Here is a 12,231-nt window from a genome sequence, read left to right on the forward strand (position 1 = left end):
GTTCCCACGAGTGGCCGCGAGGGTACCCACCCCCGTATTCGAGCACTCCGTGATAACACCGTCACCGAACTCGGGGCACTAGGTCCCGTATGGGGTCAGGGCCCCGGTCGTACCGTGGCACCAATGGCAACAGCCACAGAGCCCTCAGGGGCTCACCCCAGGCCATCATCCACAGGGAGAGGGAGACCAGGCCATGACTACTGAAGCCGTCAACAACGACACCATTCAGCCGGAGGAGGGCGACCCCCGCTCGCAGGCGTGGCGCGGCTTCCGCACCGGCGACTGGTGCGACGCGGTCGACGTCCGTGACTTCATCCAGCTGAACTACGAGCCCTACGAGGGCGACGACTCGTTCCTCGCCGGCGCGACCGAGCGCACCACCGCCGTGTGGGACAAGCTCTCGGCGATGTTCCCGGAGGAGCGCGAGAAGGGCGTCTACGACGTCGACTTCGAGACCCCCGCGTCGATCACCGCGCACGCGCCGGGCTACATCGACAAGGACAACGAGATCATCGTCGGCCTCCAGACCGACGCTCCGCTGAAGCGCGCCATCATGCCGTTCGGCGGCTGGCGCATGGTCGTCAAGGAGCTCGAGACCTACGGCTACCCCGTGAAGCCGGAGCTCGAGGAGATCTTCACCAAGTACCGCAAGACCCACAACGACGGCGTCTTCGACGCGTACCCGCCGAACGTCCGCGCGGCCCGCTCGTCGCACATCGTCACCGGTCTCCCGGACGCCTACGGCCGCGGCCGCATCATCGGTGACTACCGCCGCGTCGCCCTGTACGGCGTCGACGCGCTCATCGAGGGCAAGAAGCTCGAGCGCATGGAGCTCGACATGGAGCGCTCGACCGAGGACATCATTCGCGACCGCGAGGAGAACTCGGAGCAGATCAAGGCGCTCAAGGAGCTCAAGCAGATGGCGGCCGGCTACGGCTTCGACATCTCGGGCCCCGCGACGAACGCCCGTGAGGCCGTCCAGTGGCTGTACTTCGCGTACCTCGCCGCGGTCAAGGAGCAGAACGGCGCCGCCATGTCGCTGGGCCGCACCTCGACCTTCATCGACATCTTCATCGAGCGCGACATCGCCGCCGGCGTCCTCACCGAGGAGCAGGCGCAGGAGATCATCGACGACTTCGTCATCAAGCTGCGCATCGTCCGCTTCCTGCGCACCCCGGAGTACGACGCCCTGTTCTCGGGCGACCCGACCTGGGTCACCGAGACCATCGGCGGCATCGGCAAGGACGGTCGCCCGCTGGTGACCCGCACCTCGTTCCGCTACCTGCAGACGCTGTACAACATCGGCCCCGCCCCCGAGCCGAACCTCACCGTCTTCTGGTCGGACCGCCTGCCCCAGGGCTTCAAGGACTACTGCGCCAAGGTGTCGATCGACACGTCGGCCATCCAGTACGAGTCCGACGAGCTCATCCGCCCCGTGTGCGGTGACGACGCGGCCATCGCGTGCTGCGTCTCCGCCATGGAGGTCGGCAAGCAGATGCAGTTCTTCGGTGCCCGCGTCAACCTGGCGAAGGCCCTGCTGTACGCGATCAACGGTGGCCGCGACGAGAACTCGGGCAAGCAGGTCGCCCCGGTCTCCGCGCCCATCACGGACGAGGTCCTCGACTTCGACCAGGTCATGGCCGCGTACGACAAGCTGCTCGACTGGCTCGCCGAGACCTACGTGGACGCCCTCAACTGCATCCACTTCATGCACGACAAGTACGCCTACGAGCGCATCGAGATGGCGCTGCACGACCGCACCATCCTCCGCACCATGGCCTGCGGCATCGCCGGCCTGTCGGTGACGGCGGACTCGCTGTCGGCCATCAAGCACGCCAAGGTGCGCCCCGTGCGCGACGAGACCGGCCTCGCGGTGGACTACGAGGTCGAGGGCGAGTTCCCGTGCTACGGCAACGACGACGACTCCGTCGACTCGATCGCCGTGGACCTGGTCACCCGCTTCATGGAGAAGGTGCGCAAGCAGCCCACCTACCGCAACTCGAAGCACACGCAGTCGGTGCTCACCATCACCTCGAACGTGGTGTACGGCAAGCACACCGGCAACACGCCCGACGGCCGCCGCTCCGGCGAGCCGTTCTCCCCGGGCGCGAACCCGATGAACGGCCGCGACGTGCACGGTGTGCTGGCGTCGGCGCTGTCGGTCGCGAAGCTCCCCTACGAGCAGGCCGAGGACGGCATCTCGCTCACGACCTCGATCGTGCCCTCGGGCCTCGGTCGCGACCGTGACGAGCAGGTCAAGAACCTGGTGGGCATCCTCGACGCGTACAACGTGTCGAAGGGCTTCCACGTGAACGTCAACGTCCTCAACCGCGAGGTGCTCGAGGACGCGATGGAGAACCCGGAGAAGTACCCGCAGCTCACCATCCGCGTGTCGGGCTACGCCGTGAACTTCGTGCGTCTGACCCGCGAGCAGCAGATGGACGTGCTCTCGCGCACGTTCCACGCCGGCCTGTAAGGACCGCTCTCACCGAGGCGCCCCGCCCCCGCATCCGTGCGGGGGCGGGGCGCCTCGTTCTCTACACTCGAACGAGGAGGTCCCTACATGACCGAGAATTCTGTGCCCGTCGAGCTCATGCCCACCCCGCCCATGGAGATCGCGGACGAGGAGGTCGCCGCGTCCGAGCGGATCCGCGACTTCCAGACCGGATCCGTCCACTCCTGGGACCTGGTCACCGGCGCCGACGGCCCGGGCACGCGCATGACCCTCTTCCTGGCCGGCTGCGGGATGCGCTGCCAGTACTGCCAGAACCCCGACACCTGGTACATGCGCGACGGCAAGCGCCACACAGTCGACGAGGTGATGGAGCGCGTCACCCGCTACGCGACCATCATGAAGGTCACCGGCGGCGGCCTCACCATCTCCGGCGGGGAGCCGCTGCTGCAGTCGAAGTTCGTCATGAACATCTTCCGCCGCTGCAAGGACCTCGACATCCACACCGCGCTCGACACGGCCGGGCTGCTGGGCGCGCGCCTGAGCGACGACGACCTCAACTACGTCGACCTCACGCTGCTCGACATCAAGTCCGGCATCCCCGAGGTCTACAAGCGCGTCACCGGCCGTCCGCTCCAGCCGACGCTGGACTTCGCGCGGCGCCTGTCGGACAAGGGCAAGACCATGTGGATCCGGTTCGTCCTGGTCCCGGGATTGACCGATGCGGTGGAGAACGTGGACGCGATCGCGGACTTCGTCGCGACCCTGGACGGCGTCGAGCGCCTCGAGGTGCTCCCGTTCCACCAGCTGGGCCGGGACAAGTGGACCGCGACGGGGGAGCCGTACCTGCTGGGCGAGGTCCAGCCCCCGGGCAAGGAGCTCATCGACCGCGTCAAGGGCCAGTTCGCCGCGCGCGGCATCAACGTCAAGTAGCGCGGTGCCGGCGAGGGACCATGGCGCGCCCGATACCCCCTGGGGTATAGTGGCGGCCATGAACCGACGCATCGTCCCCACCCTCGCCGGCTCCCTGCTCCTCCTCGCCCCCGCGCTGGCGGGCTGCTCGGGCGACGCCGACGCCCCCGCCGACGTCGCGGCGGTCGAGGCCGCGGCCGATGCGCCGGTCGCCGTGGCCTTCGACGGCGCCCACGTCGATCAGGAGGCCTTCGTCGCGGCGCTCGACGCTCCCGGCGTCGTGCTGATCGACGTGCGCACCCCCGAGGAGTTCGCCTCCGGGCACCTGCCCGGCGCGCTCAACATCGACATCAACTCCGCGACGTTCGCCCAGAACGTCGCCGCGCTCGACCCCGAGGCGGACTACGCGGTCTACTGCCGCTCCGCCAACCGCTCGCGCGCCGCGATCGACGTCATGACGGAGCAGGGGATCGCGCACACGGTCGGTCTCGAGGGCGGCATCGTCGCCTGGACCGGCGACGTGGTCACCGGCTGACGCTCCGACCTCACCCCTCCGGGCGCGTGAGCTCGCCCCGGGAGATCGCGACGCCGGTGCGCCACCCGAGCGCGATCACGAGCGCGGTCGCCGCGGTGAGGGCGACGCCGCCCACCCACGCCGCGAACACGGTGGCGCCGTCCAGTCGAGCCGCGAACAGCGCCGAGGCGGCGGCCGCCAGCGGGAAGACGTACGCCCAGGCGCTGACGGCGAAGGGGGTACGGGCCAGGGCGTTCGCCTGCGAGGCGAGCAGCGCGAGCTGGAAGATCACGACGCCCAGCAGCATGGAGGCGAGCGGGTCGTCCCACGAGCCGCCCAGGCGCACCCACGCGGACGAGGCGACGGCGGGCGGTGCCATGAGGATCGCGAGCGTGGGCGCGAGGCGCGGCGGCACCACGCCCTCGACGAAGAGGCGGTTGAGGACCACGGGCAGCAGGCCCAGCCAGAACATCACCCCGACGCCGAAGAAGTACCAGCTGATCTCCTCCGGCGCGTGGGCGACGCCCGCGAGCGGCGCCAGCAGATTGCCGGCGATGGGGATGAACCAGGCGGGATGGACGTGCGTGGCGCGGATGCGGGCGTCCGCGATCCACGTGCGCATGATCGCGACGGTCAGGACGAACTGCGTCGCCGCGGCCGTCCACCACAGGCCCGCGGACAGCCGCTCCGCGATCGGCAGGAAGGCGACCGCGAGCACCATCATCGCCGCCGGCAGGGACGCGACGAAGGCCGCCTTGACCGGGTGGGACCACTCGTCGGCCACCGCGCGCGGGTGCCGGACCGCCTTGGCGCCGTAGGCGACCAGCGCGACCGCGAGGACCGCGAGGCTCACCCACGCGAGCGCATTGCCCACGTGGAGGCGCCAGCCGAACGTCTCGACCGCCCTGTGCCACGCGACGGCGGTGCCCCCGCCGCCCATGATGATCGCGAAGATGCCCACCGGGAGGTGGGCGAGCGAGTTCTCGGACGATGCGGTGGTGGCCGGTGCGGTCATGGCGCTCCTTCGACGCGCGAGCGGGCGGTGGCGGGGGCGGGGTGCCTCGCCCGCCACCCTAGACGCACCAGGGGCGTCGGCCTGTGAGGTCGGTCACCTCGCGGCTCCGGCCCCGCACGGGGCCGTGACCCAAGTCCCGCAACCGTGACCGAAGTCCCAAATCGGACGGCCGCGGGCGCGCGACCATGGCCGAAATGGGGGCAGAGGCGCCCTTGAAAGGAAGTCCATAGATGTCCATCCTCGACCGCGAACGCACCGTCGCGCCCGCCGGCTACAACCGGTGGCTCGTGCCGCCCGCCGCGCTCGCCGTTCACCTCTCCATCGGGCAGGTCTACGCCTACTCGGTCCTCAAGGACGCACTGCGCGAGAGCTTCGACGCCTCGAACACGCAGATCGGCGTCATCTTCTCCATCTCGATCGTCATGCTCGGCCTGTCGGCCGCGTTCGGCGGCCGCTGGATGGAGAAGCACGGCCCGCGCAAGACCATGGTGATCTCCGCCGCCGCGTGGGTGTCGGGCTTCGCGCTCGCCGCGCTCGGCGTCTCCGTCGGTCAGCTGTGGGTGGTGTACGTCGGCTACGGCGTCGTCGGCGGCATCGGCCTGGGCCTGGGCTACATCTCCCCGGTGTCCACGCTCATCAAGTGGTTCCCGGACCGTCCGGGCCTCGCCACGGGTCTCGCGATCATGGGCTTCGGCGGCGGCGCGCTGCTCGCCGCGCCCCTGTCGCAGTTCCTGCTCGACTTCTACGGCAACGGCGTCGAGGCCGACGGCCTGGTGGGCACCTACCTGACGCTCGGCGCGATCTACGCGGTGCTCATGCTGCTCGGCGCGGCCGTCATCCGCGTCCCGGAGAAGGGCTGGAAGCCCGAGGGCTGGGTGCCCAAGCAGCACGGCAAGGCGCTGTCGAGCGGCGGCCAGGTGTCCGCCAAGAACGCGATCAAGACCCTGCCGTTCTGGCTGCTGTGGGTGGTGCTGTTCACCAACGTCACCGCCGGCATCGGCATCCTCGAGAACGCCAAGCCCATGGTCGAGGACTACTTCCCGGCCGTGTCCGCGGCCGCGGCCGCGGGCTTCGTGGGCCTCCTGTCGCTCGCCAACATGGGCGGCCGCATCGGCTGGTCGAGCTTCTCCGACGTCATCGGCCGCAAGGCGACCTACATGATGTACCTGGGCGTCGGCGCCGTCGCCTACGCGGGCGTCGCCTTCTTCGGTCCCGTCGCGATCGGCCTGTTCGTGCCGCTCGTCGTCCTCATCATCACGTTCTACGGCGGCGGCTTCTCCACCATCCCCGCGTACCTCAAGGACGTCTTCGGCGAGTTCGAGGTGGGCGCCATCCACGGCCGCCTGCTCACCGCGTGGTCCGCCGCCGGTGTCGCCGGCCCGCTCATCATCAACTCCGTCATCGACGCGCTCGAGGCGCAGGGCCTCGAGGGGGCGGACCTGTACCGCCCGTCGATGCTGGTGATGGCGGGCATCCTGGTGGTCGGCTTCGTCGCCAACCTCCTGGTCCGTCCCGTCGCCGCCAAGTGGCACGAGAAGCCCGCCGCGCCGGCGCCCGTCGCGGACGACGCCTCCGAGCAGCCGCTCGTCGCCGCCACGAAGGAGGTGTGACATGGACAAGCAGACGCAGCCGCGCGTCGGCAACCCGCTCGCCGTCGTGCTGTGGGTGCTCGTCGGCACGGGCCTCGCCTTCGGCATCGGCTCGACCGTCGTCGACGCGATCGCGCTCTTCACGGGCTGACGCCCGACGCTCTCCACGCGGGGCCGGCATCCTTCGGGGTGCCGGCCCCGCGGCGCGTCCGGGTGCCGATGCGCGACACCGCAGGCAGGTGCGCGAAACACCGGCCGCCCGCCCGCGCCCGCCGGGGCTGGGGTATAACAGTGTCATGGGCGCACGGCCGCCGGGTGGCATCGTCGCGTTCGAGCGAAGTCCCTGGTAGGGCGCCCTGTTTGTCGCTGTCGCGGCAGGCGGATCCGGCGTCTGGGCCCATGGTCCCCGGGACCTTCGCCCAGGCATAACGCCACTATTCCGGCGTAACGTGAACGAACGGGATCGAGGCCCGGAGGGGGCCGGAACCCATGCCAGAGGAGCGAATCTAGAGATGACTACCACCGCCCCGGAGAGCAAGGCTGCGGAGACCTCCGTCGCCGACGCCATTGACGCACTCGTCGCGAACGCGCAGCAGGCTCTGAAGGCCTACGCGAACGTGACGCAGGACGACGTCAACCTCTTCGTCAAGAAGGCCTCGGTGGCCGCCCTGAACCAGCACGGCGAGCTCGCCGTTCTCGCGGTCGAGGAGACCGGCCGCGGCGTGTTCGAGGACAAGGCCGTCAAGAACATCTTCGCGTGCGAGCACGTGACCCACTCGATGGCCGAGATGAAGACGGTCGGCGTGATCAACGAGGACCCGATCAAGGGCATCATCGAGATCGCGGAGCCCGTCGGCGTCGTCGCCGGTGTCACCCCCGTGACCAACCCGACCTCGACCGCGATCTTCAAGTCGCTCATCGCGCTGAAGACCCGCAACCCGATCATCTTCGCGTTCCACCCGAGCGCCCAGAAGTCCTCCGTGGCCGCCGCGAAGATCGTGCGCGACGCCGCGATCGAGGCCGGCGCCCCCGAGAACTGCATCCAGTGGGTCGAGACCCCCTCGATCGAGGGCACCAACACCCTGATGAACCACGACGGCGTCGCGCTCATCCTCGCGACCGGTGGTAACGCGATGGTCAAGGCCGCGTACTCGTGCGGCAAGCCCGCCCTGGGCGTCGGCGCGGGCAACGTGCCCGCCTACGTGCACAAGTCGGCCAACCTCAAGCGCTCGATCAACGACCTGGTGATCTCGAAGGCGTTCGACAACGGCATGGTGTGCGCCTCGGAGCAGGCCGTCATCCTCGACGCGGAGATCTACGACGAGGCGCTGTCGCTCTTCGACCGCCTCCACGCCTACAAGGCCACCCCCGACGAGAAGGCCAAGCTCGAGGACTTCATCTTCGGCACCCAGGCCTTCGGCGAGAACTGCGCCGGCGCCAAGCTCAACCCGAACGTGGTCGGCAAGACCCCGCAGTGGATCGCCGAGCAGGCCGGCTTCTCCGTCCCGGAGGAGACCTCGATCATCCTCGCCGAGGTCTCGACCGTGGGCGTCGACGAGCCCCTCACCCGCGAGAAGCTCGCGCCGGTGCTCGCCGTCCTCAAGTCCGAGTCGACCGAGCAGGGCCTCGACTACGCCGAGCGCATGGTCGAGTTCAACGGCCTGGGCCACTCGGCCGCGATCCACGCGACCGACGACGAGCTCATCCGCGAGTTCGGCAAGCGCTGCAAGGCCGTCCGCATCATCGTCAACTCGCCGTCGTCGCACGGCGGCATCGGCGACATCTACAACGCCTTCATGCCGTCGCTCACGCTCGGCTGCGGCTCGTACGGTCGCAACTCGGTGTCCGCGAACGTCACCGCCGTCAACCTGATCAACGTGAAGCGCATCGGCCGGAGGAACAACAACATGCAGTGGTTCAAGGTTCCGGCGAAGACCTACTTCGAGCCGAACGCGATCCAGTACCTGCACGACATGAACGCCGTCGAGCGCGTCACGATCATCACCGACGCGACCATGACCCGCATCGGCATCGTCGACAAGGTCCTGGACGTCCTGAACCGCCGCTCGAACAACGTGTCGGTCCAGATCATCGACAACGTCGAGCCCGAGCCGAGCGTCGCGACCGTCCGCAAGGGCGCCGAGACCCTCCGCGCGTTCAAGCCGGACACCATCATCGCCGTCGGCGGTGGCTCGCCCATGGACGCCGCCAAGGTCATGTGGCTGCTCTACGAGCACCCGGAGACCAACTTCTCCGACCTCAAGGAGAAGTTCTTCGACGTCCGCAAGCGCGCGTTCCAGTTCCCGAAGCTGGGCGACCTCGCCAAGCTCGTCTGCATCCCGACCACGTCGGGCACCGGCTCCGAGGTCACCCCGTTCGCGGTCATCTCCGACCCCGAGAACGGCCGCAAGTACCCGCTCGCCGACTACGCGCTCACCCCGCACGTCGCGATCGTTGACCCGGTCCTCACCGCGGCGCTCCCGTCGCGCGTGGCCGCCGACTCCGGCATGGATGCCCTGACGCACGCCACCGAGGCGTACGTCTCGGTCTACGCGAACGACTTCACCGACGGCCTCGCCCTGCAGGCCATCAAGATGGTCTTCGAGTACATCGCCGAGTCGGTCAACAACGGCCCCGACGCGATGAAGGCCCGCGAGAAGATGCACAACGCCGCGACGATCGCCGGTATGGCGTTCGCCAACGCGTTCCTGGGCCTCGTGCACGCCATGTCGCACGTGACCGGCTCGACGTTCCACGTCGCGCACGGCCGCACCAACGCGATCTACCTCCCGCACGTGATCCGCTACAACGGCAAGGTTCCCACCAAGCCCACGTCGTGGCCCAAGGCGGAGTCGTACGTCGCGCCGGAGCGCTACCAGGACATCGCGAAGATGCTCGGTCTGCCGGCCTCGACCCCCGAGGAGGGCGTCGAGTCCTACGCGAAGGCCGTCGAGGAGCTGCGCGCCGCGGTCAACATCGAGGCGTCCTTCCAGGAGGTCGGCGTCGACGAGGCCGACTTCATGGCGTCGCTCGACACCCTCGCGATGAACGCCTACGCGGACCAGTGCGCCCCCGCCAACCCGCGTCTGCCCATCCTCGAGGACATGAAGATCATGATGGAGGCCGCGTACTTCGGCACCACGTGGGACGAGGTCAAGGCCGGCCGCAAGACGGAGGAGGCCCCCAAGGCCGCCGCCAAGAAGGCGCCCGCCAAGAAGGCCGCGACCAAGAAGTAACCTGACCGGCCCGACCGACTGACGGTCGCGCCGCTCGCACAGGGCCCCGATCCCGTCCACTGAGGACGAGGGTCGGGGCCCTGATGCGTGTCCGGGCTGTGCCTGTGCCGGTGCCCGTGCTCACCCCGCGCCTACGCCTGCACCTGCGCCCGCCGCCCGCCGCCGCCCACCGCCCGCCGCGCCTCCCGCCCGCCGCGCCTCCCGCCCGCCGCGCCTCCCGCCTGCCGTGCCTCCCGTGTGACGGACGATGCGCGGGTTTGTCCGTCATGCGGGTCGGCCCGGGCACGTATGGCGGACGATGCGGCGAAGAGTCCGACATCCGAGCCCCCGGTAGCCGCGGCGGGAGTGGCCGTGACGGTGCCGGTGCCGGTGCTGGAGATGGGGCGCCCGTCCTGCCACCGATGCCGCCACTTGCGCCCGCCCCCCCGCGGAGGACGAGGGTCGCGGCCCTGGTGCGTGTCCGGGCTGCGCCGCGCCTCCCCTGTGACGGACGATGCGCGGGTTCATCCGCCATACGTGCTCACGCCAACCCGTATGGCGGACGATGCAGAGAAGAGTCCGACATCCGAGCTGGTGGCACCGCCAGCGGTAGCCCCGCCGGAGAGGGAACCCGGCGCCGACCGCACGCGTTGAACCACCGCATCGGATCCCCGAAGCGACCCCCGAGAGGACCGCCATGACCCCGCCCACCGTCCGCCGCCTCGCCACGCGCGTCGGCGCGATCGCCGGCGCCGCCGCGCTCGTGGCAGCGCTCGCCGCCTGCGCGCCGGACCGCGACGAGGCCGACGCCGCGGACACCGACGCGGACCGGTGGGAGCAGGAGCTCGAGCAGTGGACCGAGCGGGTCGAGGAGTGGGCGGACGATGCGGCCGACGAGGTCGAGCGCGCCGTCGCCGAGGGCGAGCACTGGGTGGAGGAGCGCGGCCGCGAGGCGGTCGAGGGCAAGGCCGAGGACTGGATCGAAGGCCTCGGCGACGCGATGGACGATGCGCGGGCCCACATCGAGCGGTGGCTCGACGAGCACAGCCAGGACGCCCGGGCGTGGATCGACGAGCAGGCGGGCGCCATCACCGCCTGGGTCGACGGACTCCACGACGCCGAGTAGCGCCCGGCCCTCCGCCGGACCCCGGCCCTCCGCCGGAACCCGGCCCGCCACCGGAACCCGGCCCGCCACCGGAACCCGGCCTCCGCATCGGCCCGGGACACCCCGCCGGCGGGACCCCCGGACCCGTCCCGACTAGACTGACTCCTCGTGACCGCCGACTTTCCCGTTGAGATCTCGCACCTGCGCTCCACCTTCTCCCAGATCGAGGCGGTGACCGACCCCGCGACGCTCAAGCAGCGCATCGCGGCGCTCGAGGAGCAGGCCGCCGCGCCGGACCTGTGGGACGACCAGGAGAACGCCCAGGCGGTTACCAGCCAGCTCAGCCAGGCGAACGCGGAGCTGGAGCGCCTCACGCGCATGGGCTCGCGCATCGACGATCTCGAGGTGCTGGTCGAGCTGGGCACCGAGGGCGAGGACGAGGACACCCTCGCGGAGGCCGAGTCCGAGCTCGAGGTCCTCAAGAAGGACCTCGCGGCGATGGAGGTCCGCACCCTCATGACGGGGGAGTGGGACGAGCGCAACGCGGTGGTCACCATCCGCTCCGGCGCCGGCGGCGACGACGCCACCGACTTCGCGGAGATGCTGCTGCGCATGTACCTGCGCTGGGCCGAGCGTCACGGCTACGCGACCAAGGTGCTCGACACCTCGTACGCGGAGGGCGCCGGCATCAAGTCCGCGACCTTCGAGGTGAAGGCGCCGTACGCCTTCGGCACCATGTCCGTCGAGGCGGGCACGCACCGCCTCGCGCGCATCAGCCCGTTCGGCTCGGCGGACAAGCGCCAGACGTCGTTCGCGGCCGTCGAGGTGGTCCCGGAGATCGAGTCCACCGACCACATCGACGTGCCCGAGGCGGAGATCAAGGTGGACGTGTTCCGCTCGTCCGGCCCGGGCGGCCAGTCGGTCAACACCACCGACTCGGCGGTGCGCCTCACCCACCTTCCCACCGGCATCGTCGTCTCGATGCAGGACGAGAAGTCGCAGATCCAGAACCGCGCCGCCGCCATGCGCGTGCTCCAGTCGCGTCTCCTCATGCTCAAGAAGGAGGAGGAGGCCGCGCAGAAGAAGGAGCTCGCCGGCGACATCAAGGCGAGCTGGGGCGACCAGATGCGCTCGTACTTCCTCTACGGCCAGCAGCTGGTCAAGGACCTGCGCACCGGCTACGAGTCCGGCAACCCCGCCACCGTCTTCGACGGCGACCTCGACGGCTTCATCGACGCCGGCATCCGCTGGCGCCGCCAGCAGCAGGCCCAGCAGGACTGACCCCGGCCCCGCCTCACCGGACACCCCGCACGGAGTGTCCGGCGACACGCCGTGTCCAGGGACGATGCGCGGGTCGCCGTCCCGCGCGTCGCGCCTCAATCCGTGCGGAGTGTCCGGGTAGCGGGCCTGTGTGACGAAATGGTCACGG

The 12,231-nt window shown here is 69.9% G+C and carries 9 protein-coding genes; 8 read left to right on the top strand and 1 reads right to left on the bottom strand.

Annotated features, from left to right (window positions below):
• The first annotated feature begins 193 nt into the window (after positions 1–193).
• The 3 genes from pflB (at position 194) to AOM03_RS12485 (ending at position 3,899) form a co-directional block, all read left to right on the top strand.
• Positions 194–2,476: a formate C-acetyltransferase gene (gene pflB, locus AOM03_RS07755; protein ID WP_062379997.1), complete on the top strand. Its 2,283-nt coding sequence runs from the start codon at positions 194–196 to the stop codon at positions 2,474–2,476.
• An 87-nt stretch (positions 2,477–2,563) separates the two neighbouring features.
• Positions 2,564–3,385: a pyruvate formate-lyase-activating protein gene (gene pflA, locus AOM03_RS07760; protein ID WP_062379999.1), complete on the top strand. Its 822-nt coding sequence runs from the start codon at positions 2,564–2,566 to the stop codon at positions 3,383–3,385.
• A gap of 58 nt (positions 3,386–3,443) precedes the next feature.
• Entirely contained in the window at positions 3,444–3,899 is a 456-nt protein-coding gene (locus tag AOM03_RS12485) for a rhodanese-like domain-containing protein (RefSeq protein ID WP_082092241.1), read from the top strand.
• 10 nt (positions 3,900–3,909) lie between these two features.
• Here AOM03_RS12485 and AOM03_RS07770 read toward each other — a convergent pair whose 3' ends face one another.
• Complete coding sequence (locus tag AOM03_RS07770; protein WP_062380001.1) at positions 3,910–4,893, bottom strand: SLAC1 anion channel family protein; 984 nt, start codon at positions 4,891–4,893, stop codon at positions 3,910–3,912.
• Between the two features lie 230 nt (positions 4,894–5,123).
• Here AOM03_RS07770 and AOM03_RS07775 point away from each other — a divergent pair, with 230 nt between their 5' ends.
• The 5 genes from AOM03_RS07775 to prfB all read left to right on the top strand — a co-directional run bounded on the left by AOM03_RS07775 (position 5,124) and on the right by prfB (position 12,083).
• Entirely contained in the window at positions 5,124–6,503 is a 1,380-nt protein-coding gene (locus AOM03_RS07775) for an L-lactate MFS transporter (protein ID WP_062380004.1), read from the top strand.
• A 1-nt stretch (position 6,504) separates the two neighbouring features.
• A complete protein-coding gene (locus AOM03_RS13090; protein ID WP_265101851.1) occupies positions 6,505–6,633 on the top strand; it encodes an MFS transporter small subunit in 129 nt (42 codons plus the stop codon).
• 361 nt (positions 6,634–6,994) lie between these two features.
• On the top strand, positions 6,995–9,718 hold the full coding sequence (gene adhE, locus AOM03_RS07780) for a bifunctional acetaldehyde-CoA/alcohol dehydrogenase (RefSeq protein ID WP_062380007.1): 2,724 nt from the start codon (positions 6,995–6,997) through the stop codon (positions 9,716–9,718).
• Between the two features lie 676 nt (positions 9,719–10,394).
• The gene (locus tag AOM03_RS07785) at positions 10,395–10,823 is read left to right on the top strand and encodes a hypothetical protein (protein WP_062380009.1); all 429 of its coding nucleotides are present in this window, start codon (positions 10,395–10,397) and stop codon (positions 10,821–10,823) included.
• Between the two features lie 147 nt (positions 10,824–10,970).
• Positions 10,971–12,083: a peptide chain release factor 2 gene (prfB, locus tag AOM03_RS07790; protein ID WP_062380011.1), complete on the top strand. Its 1,113-nt coding sequence runs from the start codon at positions 10,971–10,973 to the stop codon at positions 12,081–12,083.
• Positions 12,084–12,231: the final 148 nt, after the last annotated feature.

It is taken from the genome of Demequina pelophila, assembly GCF_000971175.1.
GTDB lineage: Bacteria > Actinomycetota > Actinomycetes > Actinomycetales > Demequinaceae > Demequina > Demequina pelophila.